Origin of the sequence: Carnobacterium sp. 17-4 (genome assembly GCF_000195575.1) — a bacterium.
GTDB lineage: Bacteria > Bacillota > Bacilli > Lactobacillales > Carnobacteriaceae > Carnobacterium_B.
The window spans coordinates 2,179,729-2,202,141 of record NC_015391.1 but is presented as its reverse complement, the minus strand read 5'-3'; the positions used below and the strand labels follow the sequence as shown (position 1 = coordinate 2,202,141).

General features: G+C 35.0%; 19 protein-coding genes. 17 read left to right on the top strand and 2 right to left on the bottom strand.

Going from position 1 to position 22,413, the window contains the following annotated elements; translation table 11 throughout:
• Positions 1–110 precede the first annotated feature (110 nt).
• The 12 genes from CAR_RS10465 to CAR_RS10405 all read left to right on the top strand — a co-directional run bounded on the left by CAR_RS10465 (position 111) and on the right by CAR_RS10405 (position 11,999).
• Positions 111–308, top strand: a complete 198-nt coding sequence (locus tag CAR_RS10465; RefSeq protein WP_041556611.1) for a hypothetical protein — start codon at positions 111–113, stop codon at positions 306–308.
• Positions 309–664: 356 nt separating this feature from the next.
• Positions 665–1,087, top strand: a complete 423-nt coding sequence (locus CAR_RS10460; protein WP_013711704.1) for a PH domain-containing protein — start codon at positions 665–667, stop codon at positions 1,085–1,087.
• A gap of 155 nt (positions 1,088–1,242) precedes the next feature.
• Complete coding sequence (locus tag CAR_RS10455; protein WP_013711703.1) at positions 1,243–2,133, top strand: SDR family oxidoreductase; 891 nt, start codon at positions 1,243–1,245, stop codon at positions 2,131–2,133.
• Positions 2,134–2,354: 221 nt separating this feature from the next.
• On the top strand, positions 2,355–3,008 hold the full coding sequence (locus tag CAR_RS10450; RefSeq protein WP_013711702.1) for a uridine kinase family protein: 654 nt from the start codon (positions 2,355–2,357) through the stop codon (positions 3,006–3,008).
• Between the two features lie 655 nt (positions 3,009–3,663).
• On the top strand, positions 3,664–4,371 hold the full coding sequence (locus tag CAR_RS10440) for a VIT1/CCC1 transporter family protein (protein WP_041556608.1): 708 nt from the start codon (positions 3,664–3,666) through the stop codon (positions 4,369–4,371).
• A 325-nt stretch (positions 4,372–4,696) separates the two neighbouring features.
• Positions 4,697–5,530 carry an ABC transporter permease gene (locus CAR_RS10435; protein WP_013711700.1) on the top strand — a complete coding sequence of 278 codons (834 nt, stop codon included), beginning with the start codon at positions 4,697–4,699 and terminating at the stop codon, positions 5,528–5,530.
• Positions 5,523–6,302: an ABC transporter permease gene (locus CAR_RS10430; RefSeq protein WP_013711699.1), complete on the top strand. Its 780-nt coding sequence runs from the start codon at positions 5,523–5,525 to the stop codon at positions 6,300–6,302. The genes CAR_RS10435 and CAR_RS10430 overlap by 8 nt, the downstream gene beginning before the upstream one ends.
• A gap of 112 nt (positions 6,303–6,414) precedes the next feature.
• On the top strand, positions 6,415–7,455 hold the full coding sequence (locus CAR_RS10425) for an ABC transporter ATP-binding protein (protein ID WP_013711698.1): 1,041 nt from the start codon (positions 6,415–6,417) through the stop codon (positions 7,453–7,455).
• A 29-nt stretch (positions 7,456–7,484) separates the two neighbouring features.
• On the top strand, positions 7,485–8,531 hold the full coding sequence (locus CAR_RS10420) for an ABC transporter substrate-binding protein (RefSeq protein ID WP_041556606.1): 1,047 nt from the start codon (positions 7,485–7,487) through the stop codon (positions 8,529–8,531).
• Positions 8,532–8,610: 79 nt separating this feature from the next.
• Positions 8,611–10,317 carry an adenine deaminase C-terminal domain-containing protein gene (locus tag CAR_RS10415; protein ID WP_013711696.1) on the top strand — a complete coding sequence of 569 codons (1,707 nt, stop codon included), beginning with the start codon at positions 8,611–8,613 and terminating at the stop codon, positions 10,315–10,317.
• Complete coding sequence (locus CAR_RS10410) at positions 10,314–11,633, top strand: amidohydrolase (RefSeq protein ID WP_013711695.1); 1,320 nt, start codon at positions 10,314–10,316, stop codon at positions 11,631–11,633. Before CAR_RS10415 ends, CAR_RS10410 begins: the two co-directional genes overlap by 4 nt.
• A gap of 84 nt (positions 11,634–11,717) precedes the next feature.
• Positions 11,718–11,999: a YkvA family protein gene (locus CAR_RS10405; protein ID WP_052303146.1), complete on the top strand. Its 282-nt coding sequence runs from the start codon at positions 11,718–11,720 to the stop codon at positions 11,997–11,999.
• A 371-nt stretch (positions 12,000–12,370) separates the two neighbouring features.
• On the opposite strand, the gene CAR_RS10400 is transcribed toward CAR_RS10405, so the two are convergent.
• On the bottom strand, positions 12,371–13,615 hold the full coding sequence (locus tag CAR_RS10400) for a helix-turn-helix domain-containing protein (RefSeq protein WP_041556604.1): 1,245 nt from the start codon (positions 13,613–13,615) through the stop codon (positions 12,371–12,373).
• A gap of 135 nt (positions 13,616–13,750) precedes the next feature.
• On the opposite strand from CAR_RS10400, the gene uidA reads away from it, so the two are divergent.
• The 3 genes from uidA (at position 13,751) to CAR_RS10385 (ending at position 18,952) form a co-directional block, all read left to right on the top strand.
• On the top strand, positions 13,751–15,565 hold the full coding sequence (gene uidA, locus CAR_RS10395) for a beta-glucuronidase (RefSeq protein WP_013711692.1): 1,815 nt from the start codon (positions 13,751–13,753) through the stop codon (positions 15,563–15,565).
• 68 nt (positions 15,566–15,633) lie between these two features.
• Positions 15,634–16,593 carry a sugar kinase gene (locus tag CAR_RS10390; protein ID WP_013711691.1) on the top strand — a complete coding sequence of 320 codons (960 nt, stop codon included), beginning with the start codon at positions 15,634–15,636 and terminating at the stop codon, positions 16,591–16,593.
• Between the two features lie 598 nt (positions 16,594–17,191).
• A complete protein-coding gene (locus CAR_RS10385; protein ID WP_013711690.1) occupies positions 17,192–18,952 on the top strand; it encodes a glycoside hydrolase family 3 protein in 1,761 nt (586 codons plus the stop codon).
• Positions 18,953–19,146: 194 nt separating this feature from the next.
• On the opposite strand, the gene CAR_RS10380 is transcribed toward CAR_RS10385, so the two are convergent.
• On the bottom strand, positions 19,147–19,911 hold the full coding sequence (locus CAR_RS10380; RefSeq protein WP_013711689.1) for an IclR family transcriptional regulator: 765 nt from the start codon (positions 19,909–19,911) through the stop codon (positions 19,147–19,149).
• A gap of 360 nt (positions 19,912–20,271) precedes the next feature.
• On the opposite strand from CAR_RS10380, the gene CAR_RS10375 reads away from it, so the two are divergent.
• Positions 20,272–20,922 (top strand): bifunctional 2-keto-4-hydroxyglutarate aldolase/2-keto-3-deoxy-6-phosphogluconate aldolase, encoded by a 651-nt coding sequence (locus CAR_RS10375; protein ID WP_013711688.1) that lies wholly within the window; start codon positions 20,272–20,274, stop codon positions 20,920–20,922.
• A gap of 66 nt (positions 20,923–20,988) precedes the next feature.
• Positions 20,989–22,401 carry a glucuronate isomerase gene (gene uxaC / locus CAR_RS10370; RefSeq protein WP_041556602.1) on the top strand — a complete coding sequence of 471 codons (1,413 nt, stop codon included), beginning with the start codon at positions 20,989–20,991 and terminating at the stop codon, positions 22,399–22,401.
• Positions 22,402–22,413: the final 12 nt, after the last annotated feature.

The window sequence follows — 22,413 nt, the reverse complement described above, 5'->3', positions numbered from 1 at the left end:
AAGATGTTGCTTTTTTTTATGTTCAAGTATAAATCAAATTACTTGAAGTTTATGTCTGTTTTTCCTATCTTTAAGTTGTACTACAAATGGATGAAAGAGGAGATGTTAAGATGAGTCAAAAATTTGATGAACTGAAACAAAAACTCAAAAATGTGGACAAAGAAAAAGCAGGCCAATTGGTGAAAGATGTTAAACAAGCTCACGACGATGGCGATATTGATGAAAATGAGAAAAAAGAATTAATGAGTGAAGCTAAAAAATTGGCTGGAAGTGACGCTACTGGTGGCCTTGGTGGTTTAGGAAAATAATAATTGAAGTAGACCTATACCGATGAAGTGTATTTCGGTATAGGTCTTTTTAGTGGTCACTTTCTCTTTAGTGCTACTTCTTTTGTTATGCTGGTAGTATTGAAATTTTGGCTTTCTTTAGGTTTGTTTGTCTTAGTCCTAATTTTTATGGGGCCGTTTATTTTATTATTATGGGAACTTTTTTATACCTTTTTCTATAAGCTTTTAGTTCCAATGAATAAGATGCCTAATACTGTTCTAGTTACATAGTAGCTAAAATACGAATCTTTTTAATTTAGTAATATTTGGCAGGAAATAGGATATCATTTTCCTTTTCTGACTGATTTAGATAAGATGATAAAAAGGGGTTGTAGGTAATGAATGAAGCAATGAAAATAGAAAACATCGAAGCATATATGGAACAATTAGACGTTCCAGTAAATCAAAATTTTGTATACGGGTATACTGAACCAGGATTATTTTCTAGTTTTACATATGGAGCATTAGCATCTTTTGTAGATATGAAATTTTATTTGCTTTTTTTCTCTTCAGAGGAAATTAGTTTAGTTGGTTTGACGATGATGGGGCAATTTTCAGACCATCATGTTCGTATTCCTTATAAAGATATCGATTATCTTAAAGTGAAAAAAGGATTGATACAATATAAAATAATCATAAAAATTAAGGGAGAGAAAAAACTGACTTTCAAGTCAAATAAAGTTATAGCTGGTATAAAATGGCAAAAAAACAACTTAACTTTTCTCGACTCAGTTGACTGGTACAATAGCAAGCCAGAATAAAAAATAACTAATAGAGTAAGCACCCTATAGAAATGTATAAGTGTGTTTTTTCTTTTTTTAGCTAGTTGAAGTCAAATGAAGACATATGATTTGAAATTATAGGGTGAAAATTTTAAGATAACTTTAGTCATTACTAATGAAGAGGAGAGAGAGAAATGCAAAATAAAAAGTTAGAAAATCCATTAAATCAATTTTTTACTGAAGACTTTCCAAAGCAATATCAAGAACCTCCTGCATTACAAAGTAAAATGGACCCGCGTCCAGATTGCGGTGAAAAATCTTACAAAGGAAATGAACAACTAGTTGGACGAAAAGCTCTTGTAACAGGAGGAGACTCTGGTATAGGTCGTGCTGTAGCTATTGCTTACGCACGTGAAGGAGCCGATATTGTATTGAACTACCTTCCAGAAGAAGAATCAGATGCACAAGAAGTGAAGCAATTGATCGAACAAGCTGGTCGAAAAGCCATTCTTATCCCAGGTGATTTAAGTGATGAAACCTTTTGTAAACAACTTGTTGATCAAGCACACAAAGAACTTGGTGGATTAGATATACTAGCTTTAGTGGCTGGGAAACAACAGGCTGTTGAAGACATCTTAGAACTCACGACAGAACAGTTAAGACAAACATTTGAAATTAATGTGTTCTCTCTATTTTGGGTAATAAAAGCTGCATTGCCTTATTTACCAGAAGGTTCTTCCATTATCACAACATCCTCAGTGCAAGGATATAATCCAAGTGCTAATTTACTAGATTATGCTTCAACTAAATTTGCAATCAATGGATTTAGCCGAGGTCTAGCAAAACAACTAGCGCCAAAAGGCATTCGTGTTAATGTGGTAGCTCCTGGACCTATCTGGACACCGTTACAAATTTCTGGAGGTCAGCCGAGTGAAGCTATTCCAACCTTTGGGCAAGATACTCCGTTACAACGAGCAGGTCAACCGGTAGAACTTTCTGATATCTATGTTTTCTTAGCTTCTACAAAATCAAGCTACGTCACTGCACAAATTTACGGTGTAACCGGCGGTACCGAGCTAGCTTAAAAATAGTAATAAGATAAAAAGTAGTAGAATCTATTGATCTAGAGGATACTGCTTTTTTATTTTTTTGAATAGGCTAGTTTATTTAGAAAGTACATATTTTGTAAGGAGAGCGGTTTCATTAATGGTAAAATAAATTGACTATATCTTGATGCATTCTTACTTAATACTAGAATGATAAGGATGTATACTAAAGTATAAATGACAGATAAAAGGGTGATGGGATGAAAATACTATTTGATGAAGTCATAAATTGGATAAATAAGTCAGAAAAGCCAGTGATAATTGGTATATCAGGTCATGGTGCTGCAGGTAAAACAACTTTTTCTACTAAGCTGGCACAATTGATAGGACTAAATGAAGTATCGTATATCAATACAGATCCATATATTATTACGTCACAATTACGAAAAGACACCATGATTTCCTATCACTATCAACATAAAAGCTATCATTCAAAAATGACTGCTTGCCATCCAGATGCTCATCATACATCGTCTCTAGAAAGAGATATTCAAATGATCAAATCTGGATTAAAATTTTATACCATAGATACTGATTACAAAAAAAGTGAGTTGATATCTCCTAAAAAAGTCACGATCGTAGAAGGAATGAGCGTCGCATTTATTGATCCTAAGTTAATTGATCTGAAAATTTATTTTTACACAGATGATGAAACAGAGTTAGTAAGAAGAGTTGGAAGAGATATTTTAGAAAGAGGTACGGACATAGCTGCTTTACGTCAGTCTCATAAACAGAGACGAATTCAGTACGAATTGTTTATGCATCCATTCAGTCAGAACTTTGATATTATTATAAAAACTTCAAATGAAGAAGTATGCATAGAAAAAAATCTTTTTGTGAAGGAAATAGATTAATTATGATTAACCATTAAGCTCAGTGGCACAATTAATTGTCATTATTTTTTTGAATAAATAAAGATTGACTAGAGTTCTTAAATACAAAGGCTTTAGTTCATGCTTTATAAAAAAACCACTCTATTATTTAGTTGAACTTATTGAACAAAGTGTTTTTTCTGTAACTAAATAATAATAGAAGATATACCTTTAAATAAGTATTGCGTTAATAGGAGTTCGTTGTTAAAATATTCACATGTAGGTTGTGATTCTTAAGAAAGTGAAGGTGGATGATATGGAGAAATGGTTGAAAAATTATCGCGAATTATTTTTTTACATCCAGCTATTCTTGATGCTCTATTTTTTATTGTTCTCGACTAACTATACGAATATGGAGTTGGCTGGCTGGTTAATAATCAGCTGTATAGGTCTATTTATAGTGGCTTTTTCTGTTAGAGATTATTTAGTTAAGAAGAAAATGAAATATGTTTTATTAGGTATTTTTTTGTGCTCTATCAGTTCACTAGTTTTGATCATGGGTTTATGGATAATCGCAATGCTCACATTGAATATGGGAAATTAAAGTAATAGGTATCAAAAGTAATGTTCAACCGGTTTTTGTCAAAAAAGCTTTATGAATAGTCTTTTATCAGTCTACGTATAAGGAGTGATTGAAATGACTGATCCACGCAAAAACGTACAAACTAGCAATGGTAAATACATTAAAAGTATTGTTTACGGAGGATTGGATGGCATTGTCACAACTTTTGCTGTGGTAGCAGGAAGCGTTGGTGGAGAATTATCGCTTAAAGTTATTTTGATTCTAGGATTTTCCAATTTGTTGGCTGATGGGTTTTCGATGGCAGTCGGAGATTACCTTTCAACAAAATCTCAAAACGAGTATGAAAAAATGATACGGCAAAATGAACAATTAGAGATAGTGAACCATCATGAACAAGAAGTGAAACGAATGATGAATTCATTTGTAGACCAAGGGGTGGAGAAAGAGGACGCAGCCTTAATCGTAAAGACACTTGCAAAGTACGAAGAACCTTTTGTAAAACAAGTAAGGAAAGAAAAATATGGGACTGACTCAATAGAAGAAATGCCTTTAAAAAATGCTTTAGCCACTTTTTTGTCTTTTAGTCTCTTTGGTGTTGTTCCACTCTTAACATACGTATTTTCACTGGGTTTACCAATTTTAGTTCAAAATTCTTTTTTGATTGCTTCTATACTTACCGGAATTACATTATTCATTCTGGGGGCAGTAAAGTCTAAAATCAATCACTCAAACTGGTTGAAGTCTGGTATTGAGATGTTAGTAGTTGGAGGATTGGCTGCTATAGTTGCCTATGTTGTGGGTGTCGTTTTAGGAAATATTTGAAGTAGAAGAGCATCCATTTTTAAGAAACTAGAAAGTTCCATGAGCAGCGTAGAGTTGCTTATTTTTTTTGATTTTTTCTCATTTGATTTTAATTTTAACTAAGGGATAATCATGCCATAAATCCTAATTAGATAAATAAAACACAGTTAAACACGAACGATATATTTAAGTTATGTATATTAATTCGTTAAAATGATTGTTCAATCTCTTTTTTACGGTTATACTGATTTGTGTAGAAACATGAATGTTAAGAAATAACAGAAATGATACAAGAGTTCTTTTTATTGACTCTTGATCTTTTCGTTTGTTAGGGAGGATTTATCTTATGTCGAAAAAAATCCCGTATCTAATACTAGCACCGGGATTCATCTTACTTATTTTCTTTTTATTGATTCCATTAGTGTCAGTCATTTGGCCAACATTTTATAATGGATCATTCTCAATTGAGTCTTATACTTCTTTTTTTCAGGACTCATACAATGTCGGTATTTTTATCCGAACGATTCGTGTTTCACTTATTGTAACGTTCATTTGCATTATCCTTGGAGTTCCTACTGCTTACTTTATAGCTGGAACATCTCCAAAATGGAGAGGGTTATTAATGGCATTTACATTATTTCCGATGTTGACCAATTCTGTTATTCGAAGTTTTGCATGGATCAATTTACTAGGACAAAACGGTGTGATCAATAAATTAATGTCCAGTATTGGGCTTATTTCTGAGCCATTGCCCTTACTATATACTGAGTTTTCAATTATTATTGGATCAATTTACTTATTTTTACCCATTTTGATCATTACATTAGTAGGTGTAATGGAAAATATCAATCCAGAAATTATGGAAGCGGCAGAAACGCTTGGTGCAAGTCGCATTAAAGCGTTCATTAAAGTCGTTTTACCTTTGAGTATTCCTGGGATTATCGTAGGGAGTGTTCTAGTATTTACAGGTACGCTAACTGCTTATACAACTCCTCAATTACTAGGAGGCAATCGTAATATGATGTTGTCAACGTTTCTTTACCAAAACGCTATGACATTGGGAAATTGGGAAGACGCAAGCGTTATTGCATTGATCATGATCATTACCACTTTACTGGTTATGAAAGTTTTTAATTTAATTGCCAATAGAATCGACAAGCGAGGTGAACAAGATGCGTAAACAAAGAGGGTTGTCATTATTCGCCGGAGCTGTATTTGCATTCTTATTTATTCCCTTAGTTATTATAACGATAACAGCTTTTGGAGAAAATTCGACCATTCAATTTCCAATTACTGGATTTACATTTAAGTGGTTTACAGCTGTTTTTGAAAATCAATCTTTTATAGACAGCTTCTTGTTGAGTTTAAAAATTTCCTTACTTGCAACTTTATTGGCTTTGGTTGTTGGAATTCCTGCTGCGTATGCCTTAACTAGGCATGGAGTGAAAGGGAAAGATTGGATAAAAAATTTCTTTTTATCACCAACTATCATACCTGGTGTTGTAGTAGGGTATTCTCTATTTCAATTTATCGTTATCCGCCTCCAAGTACCACTATTCCACGGATTGTTGTTAGGGCATTTTTTAATCAGTTTGCCTTATATTATTCGTGTAGTGGGCTCGAGTTTAGAACAATTAGATTTTTCAATAGAAGAGGTGGCATGGACTTTAGGCAGCACTAAATTCAAAGCTTTTACGAGCATTGTATTGCCAAATATCTCTTCCAGTATATTTGCTTCTTTTATGTTGGCATTTATTAATTCGTTTAACAATATACCTGTTTCACAATTTTTATCTGGTCCTGGTATTTCGACTTTACCTACCACTTTAATGAATTACATTGAATACAATTATGATCCAGTCGTTTCTGCTTTGTCTGTACTTTTGATGCTGGGAACAATCATCTTGATGTTTTTAATTGAAAAAACCCTTGGACTAGCAAAAGTAGTCTAGTAAATTACTTGCACAAAAGACAAATAAATTAAGCAAAAAAACTAGATTCGCATTTAACTGCTCACTCTATGAGTCGTTTTGTTAAATACCATTAAGGAGGACATGTACTGTTATGTCATTTGTTGACTTAGAAAATATTCGTGTTAGTTATGATGGAAAAAATAATATATTAAAAGAACTCAATTTATCTATGGAAAAAGGGGAACTGATTTCGTTACTAGGACCATCAGGTTGTGGGAAAACAACGACTTTACGGGTCATTGCAGGCCTGATTGAGCCTAATGATGGAACCTTTACTGTAGGAGATACCAATTTGACAAAAGTTCCTGTCCACAAACGTAATTTTGGAATGGTTTTTCAAAGTTATGCGTTATTTCCACATTTAACTGTTAAAGAAAATATTGGTTTTGGGTTGAAGTTGAGGAAAGAAAAAAAAGAGGTCATTGAAACTAAAGTGCAGGCTATTTTAGAATCTACTGACTTATCAGATTATGCTGAACGTTATCCTAAGCAACTTTCTGGAGGGCAGCGTCAACGTGTAGCTCTTGCTAGGGCTTTAGTGATTGAACCTCAATTATTGTTACTAGACGAACCTTTGAGTAATTTGGATGCTAAATTGCGCATTAGTATGCGTATTGAGATTAAACGCATTCAACGCAGATTAGGTATAACGACGGTTTTTGTAACACATGATCAAGAAGAATGTTTTTCGATTTCAGATAAAGTAGCCGTTATGAACAACGGAGTAATTGAACAGTATGATTCTCCGGAAGAAATTTATAAAAATCCTAAAACCGAATTTGTAGCTCGCTTCATTGGATTTGAAAATTTCTTTGCTTTAACCAAACAAGATACACATACTTACACAACTTCGGATGGAACGTTAATTGAAACAATGCATCCAGCAGATAGACAACAAGCAACAGGAACGATTCGTCCAGATGATATTTTACTTTCTGCGAATGAACAAGTTGTACCGTCTAATAGTCTAGCTGGCACTATAAGAGTTCGTACGTTTTTAGGCAAGAGTTATCAATATGAAGTAGAAACAGCTATTGGAAAACTATTAGTTAATGATGTGCGAGTACCCGGTTACCAAGTAGGCGATGACGTTTTTGTCGTCATTCCAAAAGAAAAATTGATTTTAGTTTAACCAATTATAAAAAGGGGGAATTTTAAGTGATGAAAAAGAAAGTAATTTTGGCAAGTTTGACAGTGATGAGTGCAGCTGTTTTAATGGCGTGTGGTCAAGAAGCGAGTGGAGAGAACAAAGAATTAGTAATTTCTACCTTTGGATTAAGTGAAGATGTTATGCAAGAAGATATATTTGCACCATTTGAAGAAGAGTATGGGGTAGACATTGTAGTAGAGACAGGTACAAGTTCTGAACGGTACACTAAATTTGAAAATAATCCTAATTCGACTGTTGATATTATTGATTTGCCACAATCAAATTCCTCTCAAGGAGCGACAGAAGGGTTATTTGAAGAAATCGATACAGAAAAAATTCCGAATTTAGCTGAATTGATTGATAGTGCAAAAGTGTTGAGTGAGAACGGATCTGGAGCAGCGTATACAGTAAATAGCATTGGAATTATTTATGATGAAGAAGCTGCTGGAATGAAGATCGATGAGTTTTCTGATTTATGGGATCCATCACTTCAAGGGAAAATTTCTATTCCAGATATTACTACCACGTTTGGACCTTCGATGATGTACGTAGCTAGTGAGTACAAAGGGGTAGACATTACTACTGATAATGGAGAAGCAGCTTTTGAAGGACTGGAAGAACTTTCTCCTAATATCGTCAAAACGTATGCAAAGTCTTCTGATTTAGCTAATATGTTTCAATCGGGTGAAATTGTTGCAGCAGTTGTAGGCGATTTTGCAATTCCAATGATTTCAGAAGCTCATCCAACTGTTCAATACGTTGTTCCAGCTTCTGGAACGTATGCCAATTTTAATACTATAAACATTAATGCGAATTCCAAAAATAAAGAAATGGCGTATGACTTTGTAAATTGGAGACTCAGTGAAGAATTACAAACCATCACAGCTGCTTCATTAAATGAAGCTCCAACAAATAAAAAGGTTGAATTAACTGGAGAAGTTGCCGAAAACAAAACGTATGGCGATATCGCTGAGTTAACTAAACCAGTAGATTTTGAATTTGTGAATACCCAAATGGACGATTGGATCAAAACATGGAATAGAACGATGAATCAATAAAAAAACCAATAAAATAGTTGGAAAAATAACCTCTGCTCTATATAAGAGGTTATTTTTATAGTAGAAAGGTGAATGACAGATGAAAGTAGATAAGATCATTAAGAATGTACAAGTATTTAATAGCTTTTTAAAGAAATTTGAATGGAAAGATGTGGCCATTCTTAATGGGAAATTCTTTTTGATAGGAATAGAGGCAACGGTAGATTTAAAATCAGATGTTACTATTGATGCGAATGGTAACTACATGATACCTGGATTGATCGATATCCATATGCACATTGAAAGTTCCATGGTTCCTCCTTCGATATTTTCGAGAGCTGGGTTGACTCATGGAGTAACGACGATTGTTGCGGATGCTCATGAAATCGTTAACGTATTTGGCGTGGAAGGAATGGATGCCTTTATGAACGAAGAAACGGAAATGGATATTTTTTATGCGATTCCATCTTCTGTCCCTTCAACGATTCCAGCATTAGAAACGACAGGCGGATTCATAGGAGTAGAAGAAGTTCATCAATTATTAAACCACCCTAAAGTAATCGCTCTTGGAGAAGCTATGAATTTTGACGGTATTGTGAATGATCCAAATTCTTTAATTCGCCAAATTTTGCATACCATTCAAGAAAAGAAACCTTTTATGCCTATTGAAGGACATGTGCCGCTCGTCTCAGGATTGGATTTGGCTAAATTTATGTACCAAGGTATAACGGCAGATCACACTCAGCAAAGTCCAGAATCTATCTACGAGAAAATTAGCAACGGAATGTTTATTGAATTGCAACGCAAATCGTTAACTAAAGAAAACATGGAAGTAGTAGTGAACAATCAATTTTATGAATACTGTGCCATTGTGACGGATGATATTATGGCAGATGAATTGCTAAAGGGCCATTTAAATGCAAATGTTCAACTGGCTATTGAAGCAGGTATTCCGGTTGAAGAAGCGATATATATGAGCACATATACTCCAGCAAGAAGGATGGGATTTCAAGATCGAGGTGCGATAACTTCTGGTTTTAAAGCCGATTTTATTTTGTTGGAAGATCCTGCAACAATGGAAGCTTCAGCTGTTTACAAAGCTGGGAATTTGGTGCATAAAAAAGGGAATGAAATAGCGTATCCCGAAACTAAACCAGTTTTTCCGGCTTCCTTTTATTCATCCGTTCACTGTGAAAAAGCTAAATGGGATGACTTTAAAATTCAAGCTGAAGGACAGACTGCTGTTTGCAATGTGATTCGTATAGCTGAAGTAGGAACCTTTACTGAATGTGTTCAAAGAGAAATCCCAATAAAAAATGGTTATTTGGATTGGGAATCAAGTGGCCTAGCGTTAATTGTAGTAATGGAACGCTATGGGAAATCTGGGAATATAGCGTATGGTCTTGTCGAAAATGCACTGACAGAAAAAGGAGCCATAGGAACAACTTGGGCTCACGATCACCATAATCTAATGGTGATGGGAACTTCAATTGAAGATTTAGTAGTAGCGCAAAATAAATTAGTCGAAATACAAGGCGGTTACTTAACCGTTAAAAATGAGATAGTCGTAAGTTGCTGCCCACTTTTGATTGGCGGAATCATCAGTGATGAACCTATCCAAGTTATTGGACAAAAATTAAGTGAGGTACGACAAGGAATGATTGATTTGGGCTACCGCAATGCTAATGAAATTATGTCTTTTTCAACATTGTCTTTACCCGTTTCTCCAGCTATAAAAATTACGGATAAGGGACTGTTTGATGTGCGAAGTCAACGTCAGATTCCATTAGTGGAGGAGATTAGATGAAGACTTTGATTAAAAATAGCCATATCTTGACGATGGATGCCAAGCGTACTGAATATTCTGATGGTTACTTAATTATAGAAAACAATGAAATTTTGGAAGTAGGTTCATACGATCAGCTCTTACAATCAGAAAGTAACTTTGATGAAGTAGTCGATGCTCATCAAACGATTGCGATTCCTGGCATGGTGAATACCCACACTCATATTGGCATGATTCCTTTTCGATCGTTAGGTGATGATTGTCCTGATCGGTTGCGACGCTTTTTATTTCCATTAGAAAAAGCTTGTATGACGAAAGAATTAGCTTATCACAGTGGCAAATACGCAATTGCTGAAATGCAATTGGCTGGTATTACGACATTTGCAGATATGTATTATTTTGAAGACGCTCTAGCACAAGCTACTGATGAAATGAAATCTCGAGCCATTTTAGGGGAGACTGTTGTTGATTTTCCATCCTGTGATGCTCCAACACCTCATGGCGGCATTGAGTATGCTAAAAAATTCATTCCAAAATGGATCGACCATGAATTGATTACACCAGCGATTGCTCCTCATGCACCAAATACTAATGACCCAGAAGCATTAAAAGCAGCCGCTGAGCTAGCAGAAGAATACGGTATTCCAATGACCATGCATGTAGCAGAAATGGATTATGAAATGAACCATTTTAGAGAAAAGTATGATGCTACACCTGTAGAGTTTTTACAATCAATTGGCGTTCTTAGTCCACGTTTTATCGCTGCTCATTGTATTTATGTATCTAGTCAAGATCTCCAAATCTTAAAACAAGAAGGAGTCGGAGTTGCTCATTGTATTGGAGCGAACACGAAATCAGCTAAAGGAGTCGCTCCAATACAAGAAATGCTTGATCTAGCTATTCCAGTGGGCTTAGGAACAGATGGACCAAGCAGTGGCAATACATTAGACTTATTTACGCAAATGAAGCTCGTGGCTAATTTTCATAAAACTGCCTTACACGATAGAAAAGCTTTTCCTGCTAAAGAAATTGTAGCAATGGCCACTATTGAAGGAGCAAAGGTATTGAATATGTCCGATAAAATTGGTTCATTGGAATCTGGAAAAAAAGCCGATATCGTATTAATGGAAACAACTTCAGTCAACATGTTTCCAATTTTTGATCCTTATGCAGCGCTAGTTTATTCTGCAAACTCGTCAAATGTACGTGATGTCTTTATCAATGGGACAGCGGTAGTTCGGAACAAACAATTGGTGAATAATGAGTTATCTAATTTGCGTTCCAATCTAGCAGCTGAAATGACAGATTTTTCAAAAAAAGCCAAAGAGTTAGCCTGAAAAAAATCATGCTTTAGACCGATACATTTTAGACTGGCTATAGTTATACTAATTGTAGTCAAAAAAAATGGAGGTCATGTAAAAATGAAAATGAAGACAAAGCAAAATAAGACCCCAATGTCACAAGTGAAGTCTCTCATACTTTCTTTATTTAATACAAAAACAAGCGGGAGAAAGAAATTAATGGTAGCAGGGATCATCCTCTATATCATTAGTCCAATCGATTTTATCCCCGACTTTATTCCAGTAGTGGGATATGCAGATGACGTCATTCTTCCAATACTCTTACTCGTTGCCAATAAATTACTTTCAGATGATACCCAAACAAACACTGCTCAAATAAGAAAAGAAGCTGAGAAAGCTTAACTACTAATTGGATATAAAAAGAGAGCAGGCTGAGATAACGTTCTGCATCTCAACACGTGTAAACCTTACTTTTCTTTGGAAAAGTAAGGTTTTTTGTTTCACTTGTCCATGAAATCCCCTTTCATAGACAAGTGAGGGTCTTTTTCATTCTCACTCTTCCATGAAACGGTTCTTCATGGACAAGTGAAGTTCGTTTAGCACGCCACTCTTCCGTCAAAGGTCATTTCATGGAAGAGTGATACTACATAGCGAATGAAAAAGCTAGAAAAACAGTTAATCGAAAAAACTTATCCACATTTCCGGTGAAATAAACCATCAAAGTGTGGATAAGTTTCCTAACAGGAATTTGGTTCCCACAGTTTTTGGAGTTATTATTTAATCGGTTTCTTTGCATTGGCCATGAACTGTGAGGGAGTTAGACCTGTAACTTTTTTAAAGACCTTTCCAAAGTAGTTCGGATCATTAAAACCAACGAGTAAAGCAATCTCAGTAATCGTTAAATTCCCTTTTTCTAGGTAATGTTTGGCTTCTTCTATCTTTTTAGCATGAATAAACTGAGTAGGAGTCATGTTTGTTTCGCTTTTAAATTTACGCGATAAGTGAGCAGGATTGACATAGATATTTCTTGCAATTTCTTCTAAAGTTAAGGGATAATCAATGTACAAGAGAATATAATGAATCGCTTTTTTTATAACAGAACTGTACTCTGAATTTGAGTACTGCCAGATACTCTCACTGTATTCGGTTAAGAGGACGCGACTAATTTCATATAAGCTTGGTAAGTCCTTAGTACGTTCAATCATGAGGGCAAATTTTTCAGAAATACTATCCAAATAAATCGGGTGTACACCACCTTTTTCAGCAGCTTTGCGACTAAGTGTATTCAATGTAATCAAAAGGTTCTTATACACACGGACAGGATCAGAGCTGTTGCGACTTGAAAAATCGGTTAAGTCTAAATGCTCGTTCATAAGGTTGACGGCTAAAGCGCCATTTCCTTTAGAAATAGCCTCCATTAAAGTGTTTTCGAAATGGTACCGTGCTTCAATAACTTGCTGAATATTCTTTTGTTTGTAACGTACTTCGCGTTTAGTAGAAGTCGGTTGGATAGGTTCAGCGGAATGCATTTCCGGTATAATGTAAGAATGAGCGAATAAATTTATTAGAAGAGCATTTAATTGATGCAGTTCTTGAGTATGTACGACTACTAAAGAATCATAGAAATTTTGCAGTGTTTTACGAGTATGAAGAGGCAAATGATTTGTGAGGACTACGCGATCAATCACTTCTGAATTTGGTATAGTTGAAAGAAAAGGCCCTACTAAAATAGATCCTTGAAACGTTTTTTCTTTCCATAAACCAAGCGCAATGTATTCAAGTTCAAAGCTAGTAGTAAAAAAGTAACAGCAATTAGGCTTTTGTTTTTGCAATTTTTTTTCTACTTCTTGAAAAGAGGTGATCGTCGTCGAACGGATTTCATCAGGAAAGTTTTGTTGAGTCATTTGTACAAGAATATTTCCATCACTATCGATGTATTGGATGGCCAAATGTGATAAATCATAAAATGAGGAACAAAGCGTGTAAATTTCTTTTGAGTGTCTATTTTTGTTAGTCATAATCAGCCTCCTAACTGAATAGTACTAAGGTTTTAAAATGAATGCAATAATTTTACTTGTTTTGTTAAATATATACGAGATAAACCAAAATGAAAACGCTACAATGAAACTATTGAGAAAAAAGGAGAGTGTAATATGCTATATCCAATTACAACAGCTACTCGCACATTAACAGATTTAAGTGGAATCTGGAAATTTATGATTGATAAAGAACTAAAAGAGATAGATATTAAACAACCCTTGCCAACAAAAGAGGTTATGGCAGTGCCTGCGTCATTTAATGATCAAGGTGTCATTTCTGAAATTCGTGAACATAGTGGTTTTGTTTGGTACGAAACAGATCTGTCAATTGCAAAACCGGTGTTAAGTGAGCGTTTAGTAGTGCGGTTTGGTTCTGCAACTCATGAAGCGTGGGTTTACATCAATGGAGAATTCGTGGTGCATCACAAAGGTGGATTCATGCCATTTGAAAGTGAAATCAATGAATATGTAAAACTAGGGAAAAATCGTTTGACTGTTCGGATAAGCAACATGTTAGATTACACGACATTGCCAGTAGGAAACTATACGGAATCAATAGATGAAGACGGTCACATTGTTCGTAAAGTAGATGAAAACTTTGACTTCTTTAATTACGCTGGATTGCAACGTCCAGTCAAAGTGTATTCAACTCCTTGGGACTATATTCAAGATGTGACGATTGTTCCTGAAGTTGATATAGTCGCAAAAAGGGCAAAAGTAGCCTTCACTGTCAAGACGGTAGGCGAATTTGATGAAGTAAAAGTAACGGTATTAGATGAAGAAGGAAATGTTGCAGCAATGGCTTCTGGAAAAGAAGCTGAAACTACTATTGAACATGTACACTTATGGCAACCCATGAACAGCTATCTTTATACCGCAAAAGTAGACTGTATAACGGATGGAGAAGTGGTAGACACTTACGAGGAACCTTTTGGTATACGAACTGTTGAAACAAAAGAAGGCAAGTTTTTAATTAATGGTGAACCGTTCTACTTTAAAGGTTTCGGAAAACATGAGGACACTTATATCAATGGACGTGGGATCAATGAAGCCGCTAATGTTTTAGATTTGAACTTATTCAAGTATATGGGAGCAAATTCATTCCGTACATCTCACTATCCTTATTCAGAAGAAATGATGCGACTATGTGACCGTGAAGGAATTGTAGTCATTAATGAAACAACAGCCGTTGGATTACTTGAAGCCTTTAATTTTAATCTTGATGCAATGAGCGCAGATAAAGGGAAAGATAATAACACATGGTCAATAATGCAAACAAGAGAAGCACATGAACAAGTGATTCGTGAGCTGATTGCTCGTGATAAAAATCATGCCAGTGTTGTGATGTGGTCGATTGCGAATGAACCTGCAACCCACCAAAGTGGTTCTTATGAGTACTTTGAACCGTTGTTTGACCTGGCCAGAGAATTAGATCCGCAAAACCGTCCTTGCACATATGTAAATATTATGATGTCTACCCCAGAAGCAGATAAATGTGAAGCTTTGTGTGATGTTATCGCATTGAATCGTTATTATGGTTGGTATATTCAAGGTGGAGATTTAAAAACAGCAGAAGAAAGTACACGCGAAGAGTTATTAAAATGGCAAGAAATGTATCCTGATAAACCCATTATGTACACTGAATATGGTGCAGATACTATTCCAGGAATGCATGGAATTGAAAACCAATTGTTTACTGAAGAGTATCAAGTGGATTATTATGCCATGAATCATAAAGTCTTTGATGAAATCCCTAACTTTGTGGGCGAGCAATTATGGAATTTTGCTGATTTTGAAACGAAACAAGGGATAAACCGTGTTCAAGGAAATAAAAAAGGAATATTCAATCGTGCTCGTCAACCGAAAATGGTTGTTCGTTCATTAAAAGAACGTTGGGAATCTATCCCTGATTTTAACTACAAAAAATAAATACCATTGTCAGAGAGTTGAGGATAACTTGACTCTCTTTAAAAAAATTGATTAGGAAGTGTAAAGGAATGAAAAAAGATGTTGTTTTAATAGGAGAAGCAATGGGTTTATTTAGTGCAGATGAATCTGGCAAACTAGATGATGCTCTATACTTTTCTAAAAAAGTTGCTGGAGCAGAAGTGAATGTCAGCATTGGTTTATCTCGCTTAGGAATGGACGTGGAATTACTTACTCGTCTAGGACAAGATTATTTTGGCCGATATATTTTGAAATTTTTAGAATCTGAAGGAATTGGAACGGAATTCATATCATTTGATGAAGACAGCAACACAGGTTTTATGTTGAAAAGTAAAACAGATGAAGGAGATCCTGAAACGGCTTATTACCGAAAAGGCAGTGCTTTTTCTGAACTTTCTATAGAAGATTTAATTGGAGTAATTGATTTTACACAAGTTAAAGTGTTGCACATTACTGGAATTCCATCTGGAGTCAGTCGTTCCGTTAGAAGCGTCATTTATTACTTAATGAGTAAGGCAAAAGAAGCAGGCACATTTATTACATTCGATCCCAATTTGCGTCCCGCATTATGGGAAAGTGAAGAAATTATGAAAAAAGTGCTGAATGAGTTGGCAACCTATGCAGATGTCATTTTACCTGGAATTTCAGAAGCAAAAATACTAACGGGCTTAGATGATCCAGATGAAATAGCTGATTTTTATTTCGAAAAAGGTGTGAAATATATCGTACTTAAAATGGGCGCTTCAGGAGCTTATGTCAAGGGTGTTGGCAAGGAAAAGATTTTTGTTCCTGGTTTTAAAGTTGAAAAAGTAGTCGATACGGTAGGAGCGGGAGATGGTTTTGCGGTAGGGATCATTAGTGGTTATCTTGATGGATTAACTGTAGAAGAATCGGCTATTCGTGCAAACGCGATTGGATCCATTCAAGTCCAAAATCTAGGGGATAATGAAGGTTTGCCAAATAGAGAGACTTTACTAAATTATATAGCAGAAAATTCTTTAATCAGCTAAAATAAATCACTCTTCAAATCCGAATAAAAATTATTAAGGTGGATCAAAAGTTAAGCAATTAGCTAACTTTTAATCCACCTTTTTTAGGAATCATTAGGAGGCGAGAACGGTTGCTTTATGCCTAATTATTTAGTACGCTTGCCCTAAATAATTAGGCATAAGTACTTTAGAAGGAAGGGTTAAATGAAAAAAATTAAAGTATTATTTGTAGAATGTAACTAAGACAGCTAGATTCATTAGGCAATGACCTCATAGTTAGTGGATAGAGTCCATATTTGATGCATAACACGTATTTTAAATCTACAAATGTAAAAAAGGGTATGACAAACTGTTATTTTGATGATACAATAAAAACGCTTTATGAAATATGGTTTCATTATATGATACTAAGTTTTCGTGATTCTAAAATAAAGGAGTTGTATTCTACAAATAGTTGAATAGTGGCCTCAAGCAAGATATCTCTAAAAAATGACTATTAAAATTAATATTCGTTAAGTTTTTTATAGGTAAGTGAAAACGCTTTTTATTTATGCTGAATTTGTCATCCTTATTTACTGGATGGGAACAACTAAAAATACAATCAAAGGAGATTTTTATTATGAAAGTAAATTTACAAGAAAAACCGTATAACTTAGATGAATCTGGAATTAAATGGGTAAATGACACAATTAAGAATATGTCAGATGAAGAAAAAATTGGTCAATTATTTATCAATATGGGTTCAAGCCGTACTGAGGAATATTTAACGGGCGTTTTAAATGACTACCACATTGCTGGAGTTCGTTACAATCCAGGTAAAGCTGAAGAAGTTTATGAACAAAATAGAATCTTACAAGAAAATAGTAAAATTCCATTGTTGATCGCTGCAAATACTGAAGCAGGCGGAAATGGTGCTTGTACAGATGGAACATATGTTGGTGTAGAAGTTAAAATTGCTGCAACAAACGATTCTAAGTATGCGTACGAAATGGGACGTGTTTCTGGTGTTGAAGCTGCGGCTATTGGATGTAACTGGAGTTTCGCTCCAATCGTTGATATCAACCGTAACTGGCGTAACCCGATTATCTCAACTCGTACGTGGAGTGGAGACGTTGATCAAACAATCGAATTATCTCTTGCCTACATGAAAGGGATCCAAGAAAGTGGAATCGCTCCAGCAGCTAAACACTTCCCAGGAGACGGAATTGATGAACGTGACCAACATTTATCTTTTGCACCTAACCCTTATTCTGTAGAAGATTGGGATGCTACTTTTGGAAAAGTTTACGGATCATTATTTGATGCTGGACTTCCTTCTATTATGGCTGGACACATTTCTTTACCTTCTTATGTACGTCATTTCAAACCAGATGCAACTTTACAAGAAGCTACTCTTCCAGCTACGATCAACAAATATATTTTAACTGATTTATTAAGAGATAAAATGGGCTTTAATGGTCTTGTTGTTACTGATGCAAGTCACATGGTAGCATTAACAGGATCAATGAAACGTAAAGATATGCTACCTGCTTCAGTTGCTGCAGGTTCTGATTTGTTCTTATTCTTTAATGATCCAGATGAAGACTTCCAATGGATGATGGATGGATACAAGAATGGTGTCATCACTGAAGATCGTATGCAAGAAGCGTTGACTCGTATTTTAGGGACAAAAGCTGCTTTAGGTTTACACAAAAAAGCGAAAACAGAACTTTTACCTTCTAAAGAAGAAGCAATGGCTAAAATCGGTCTTCCAGAAAACGTTAAAATTGCTGAAGAAGTGGCAGAAAAGGCTATCACTTTGGTTAAAAATAATGAAGACATTTTCCCATTATCCCCACAATCTCATAAACGTGTTCTATTAGTAGACGTTAAAGGAACTCAAGGTGGATTTGGTGCTATGATCGGTGAAAACGCAAGACCGTCTGCTAAAATGAAAGAATTGCTGGAATCAGAAGGATTTGAAGTAACTATTTGGGAAGCTGCAGAAGAAAAAATCATGAAGATGCCCGAAGAAGAGCGACAAGCAGCATTAAGAAATGTATATGCTCAAAAACGTCCAATTGCTGAATTAACTGAAAACTATGATTTGATCCTTAACTTAGCTATCGTTAACCCAAATACAGATCAACGTATCCAATGGCCAGCTTCAAAAGGTACACCAGATATTCCTTTCTACGTACATGAAGTGCCAACAATTTTTGTTTCATTACAATCTCCATTCCATTTAGCTGACGTACCTCAAGTACAAACGTACATCAATGCTTATGACAGTAAAGAGTTTACAATGAAAGCTTTAGTTGACAAATTCTTAGGTCGTTCAGAATTCAAAGGTGTTTCACCGGTAGATGCATTTTGTGGATTTGAAGATACAAAATTCTAAGAAATTACAAAAATTTGCAAACTAGTTAACGAGTAAAAAAACCTTTATATAGGAAAAGACTGCTTGATTTAACAAAAGTCTTCCTATATAAAGGTATTTGTGGTGTTTTTACAAATGTCCAAAAATAAATCTAAAATAAACAAATAACCTCAATGGATTTTTAAAATCCATTGAGGTTATTTGTTTGGCAGTAATTAAAACTGACCTAATAAACGAGAAATTTTATTTGACGTTTCAATAATTTTTTCAATGTAAAAAGGTTTTTTTTCAGTGTCAGAAGCAGGAATAGAAATGCTTATGGCACCAGCTGAAAGGTCTTTATAGCTAGAAAATACAGCACCTATACAAACAACACCATATTCATTTTCTTGGTTGTCGATCGCGTATCCATTTTGACGAACCGTTTCAATTTCTTTCAAAAAGTCATCAAGAGAAGTGATAGTGTGCTCGGTGTAAGAGGTAATGTCGCTTTGATTCCACATCTCTCTAATTTCTGCATTAGATTTTGTTGCTAACATCGCTTTCCCAACAGCTGTGACATACATTGGAGCCTTTTGACCAATTTTTGAGCTTAAGCGATTTTCATTTCCACTGGGGTCGTGTTTATCAATATATAAAACTTCACCATTGTCTTCAACAACTAAATGAACGGTTTGATTTAGTTCTTGTGCTAATTGACGAATCATACTTTTAGCCACATTTAAAAAATCAATATTTTGGACACGGCGATTCCCAATTTGGAAGAGTTTTAAAGAAATCTTGTATTGTTTTGTTACAGGGTTTTTTTCAATATACCCATTTTCAAGAAGTGAATTAACAAGACGATGAGTCGTTGCTTTATGTAGATGGACTTTTTCACTAATTTCCATCAAACTAAGCATGTCATAATTTGAAAGCGTTTCAAGTATTAAAAGAGCACGATCAACCGATTGTACTCTATTGGGCGAGTTTGCAACCATTTTTATTACATCCTTTTTTTAGAGTATAGGTATTCTGATAGTTAAGTTTTATAATGTGATACGAGATATATAAGCTAGTATAGGATAGTTTAAAAAAAAGCACAAGCCTCTCAAAAAGAATAAAGTTAAGTTCAATTAGATAGAGTGAGAGCTTCAATGAAAATTCCAAGCTAGATTAAGTTACAGTAAAAATAAAGTGAGTATAATTTATATTAAGGATAGCATCTGCAAGGTTAAGGGAATCTTTTTTTATTAAACGCAGGGTTGTGTTGACTATGCTTCTTAAAAAAGTTATAATTAACCCGTATTATGAAATAAGGTATCGCATTATGAAACTATCGATTAAAAGGAGGATTTTAGTTGAGTATTAAAAGAGAAACATTAGCAAAACTAGAAGAAAATTTTTTATTCGCGGTCGTACGTGGAAAAACGGAAGACGATGGTTATGAAATTTCAAAAGCAACTTATGAAGGTGGAATAAAAAATATTGAAGTGACCTTCAGTACACCAAACGCAGATAAAGTTATTTCTCGTTTAGCAGCTGATTTTGCAGGAACAGATATGGTAATTGGTGCAGGAACAGTAATGGACGATATAACAGCAAGAATCGCTATACTAGCCGGCTCTAAGTTTATTGTCAGCCCGCATTTTGACCCAGCAATTTCAACTATATGTAACCGCTACACTATTCCTTATTTGCCAGGTTGTGGTTCTGTAACAGAAATCGCAAATGCAATGGCTACTGGAGTAGAAGTTGCTAAAGTATTCCCAGGTGGAATACTAGGTGCAGGCTTCATTAAAGATGTTCACGGTCCAATTCCTCATGTGGAATTAATGCCATCAGGTGGAGTAAACCTTGAAAACATGCATACTTGGGTAAACAATGGAGCATGGGGCGTTGGAGTAGGTAGTGCTTTAACAAAAGATGTAGCTACAAAAGGATATCAAGCCGTAACTGAAACAGCAAAAACTTTTGCTGACCGGTACAAAGAAATTCGTTCAGGTAACTAATTCTTCTAAATAGGTCTGTTTATCTTAAACGAATTAAGCAAGCTGATTATTGGAAGGGGTATAGTAATGTCATTTATTAATAGAGATTTTATGTTACAGAATGAAACAGCAAAACAGTTGTATCATGATTTTGCAGAATCATTACCAATATTTGATTACCATTGTCACTTAGATCCTCAACAAATTGCTGGAGATTATAAGTTTGCCGATGTAACTGAATTATGGTTAGCTGGAGATCACTATAAATGGCGCGCAATGCGTGCTCATGGGATTCCAGAAGGAAAAATTACTGGTAACGCCAGTTCAGAAGAAAAATTTCAAGCATGGGCACAAACGGTAGAATCTGTTGTAGGAAATCCTTTGTATCATTGGACTCACCTTGAACTGAAACGCTATTTTGGTGTTGATGAATTATTAAATTCAAAAAATTGGAAATTGATTTACGATCAAGCGAATCAAGCTATTAAAGAAAACGGATTAACAGCTAGAACATTGATCAACAACTCAAATGTTACCTTTATTGGAACAACTGATAATCCAACAGATTCTTTAGAGTTTCATGAGGTTATTCGTGAAGATGCAGATTTCACAGTTGAAGTTGCTCCTTCGTTTCGTCCGGATGAAGCTTTTGCAGTTGGAGAAGAAAAATTCTTGAATTTTGTTGATAAATTGCAAAAGGTTTCTTCTAAAGATGTAACAACTTACAAAGAATTGATTACAGAAATTGAGGCTCGTGTAGATTATTTCAACGAACGTGGGGCTATTATTTCAGACCATGGTCTAGGAAAACTACTCTACGCAGAATCGAGTGATGAAGAAATTGAAGCAATCTTCTTAAAAGGATTGGCTCAAAAAGAAGTATCAGCAGAAGAAAATGCCAAATATCAAACACGTTTATTATCTGATTTAGGAAAAATGTACCATGCAAGAGGATGGGTTATGCAGCTTCATTTTGGAGCAATCCGTAACAACAACTCTCGTATGTTTGACTTAGTAGGAGCAGACGCTGGTTTTGATTCAATCAATGATCAGACAAATGTTGCTTTTGCGTTAAACAACATTTTAAACGCACTGGATAAAGAAGATAAATTGCCTAAAACGATTGTCTACAACTTGAACCCAACATACAATGATGTGGTAGCAAGTACAGTTGCAAATTTCCAAACAAATAATGAAGGAATCAAAGGGAAAATTCAATTTGGTTCTGGTTGGTGGTTTAACGATACCGAACAAGGTATGTTGAGACAAATGGAAGCATTAGCAGATCATGGTTTATTGATGCATTTTGTTGGGATGTTAACAGACTCACGTAGTTTTGTTTCTTACCCACGTCACGAATATTTCCGTCGTATCCTATGTAACTTCATTGGAGAACGCGTTGAAAACGGAAAATTCCCTAATGATCAAGAACTATTGAAGAAACTGGTTGAAAATATTTGTTACAACAACGCTATGGAATACTTTAATAAAGTAAACTAAAAAACATATAAA

Coding starts and splice junctions, on each gene's coding strand:
- uxaC (WP_041556602.1), top strand. CDS start 20,989: ATGTCATTTATTAATAGAGATTTTATGTTACAGAATGAAACAGCAAAA.
- CAR_RS10430 (WP_013711699.1), top strand. CDS start 5,523: ATGCGTAAACAAAGAGGGTTGTCATTATTCGCCGGAGCTGTATTTGCA.
- CAR_RS10435 (WP_013711700.1), top strand. CDS start 4,697: ATGTCGAAAAAAATCCCGTATCTAATACTAGCACCGGGATTCATCTTA.
- CAR_RS10410 (WP_013711695.1), top strand. CDS start 10,314: ATGAAGACTTTGATTAAAAATAGCCATATCTTGACGATGGATGCCAAG.
- CAR_RS10460 (WP_013711704.1), top strand. CDS start 665: ATGAATGAAGCAATGAAAATAGAAAACATCGAAGCATATATGGAACAA.
- CAR_RS10420 (WP_041556606.1), top strand. CDS start 7,485: ATGAAAAAGAAAGTAATTTTGGCAAGTTTGACAGTGATGAGTGCAGCT.
- CAR_RS10425 (WP_013711698.1), top strand. CDS start 6,415: ATGTCATTTGTTGACTTAGAAAATATTCGTGTTAGTTATGATGGAAAA.
- CAR_RS10440 (WP_041556608.1), top strand. CDS start 3,664: ATGACTGATCCACGCAAAAACGTACAAACTAGCAATGGTAAATACATT.
- CAR_RS10415 (WP_013711696.1), top strand. CDS start 8,611: ATGAAAGTAGATAAGATCATTAAGAATGTACAAGTATTTAATAGCTTT.
- CAR_RS10400 (WP_041556604.1), bottom strand. CDS start 13,615: ATGACTAACAAAAATAGACACTCAAAAGAAATTTACACGCTTTGTTCC.
- CAR_RS10380 (WP_013711689.1), bottom strand. CDS start 19,911: ATGGTTGCAAACTCGCCCAATAGAGTACAATCGGTTGATCGTGCTCTT.
- CAR_RS10385 (WP_013711690.1), top strand. CDS start 17,192: ATGAAAGTAAATTTACAAGAAAAACCGTATAACTTAGATGAATCTGGA.
- CAR_RS10405 (WP_052303146.1), top strand. CDS start 11,718: ATGAAAATGAAGACAAAGCAAAATAAGACCCCAATGTCACAAGTGAAG.
- CAR_RS10450 (WP_013711702.1), top strand. CDS start 2,355: ATGAAAATACTATTTGATGAAGTCATAAATTGGATAAATAAGTCAGAA.
- CAR_RS10465 (WP_041556611.1), top strand. CDS start 111: ATGAGTCAAAAATTTGATGAACTGAAACAAAAACTCAAAAATGTGGAC.
- CAR_RS10390 (WP_013711691.1), top strand. CDS start 15,634: ATGAAAAAAGATGTTGTTTTAATAGGAGAAGCAATGGGTTTATTTAGT.
- CAR_RS10455 (WP_013711703.1), top strand. CDS start 1,243: ATGCAAAATAAAAAGTTAGAAAATCCATTAAATCAATTTTTTACTGAA.
- uidA (WP_013711692.1), top strand. CDS start 13,751: ATGCTATATCCAATTACAACAGCTACTCGCACATTAACAGATTTAAGT.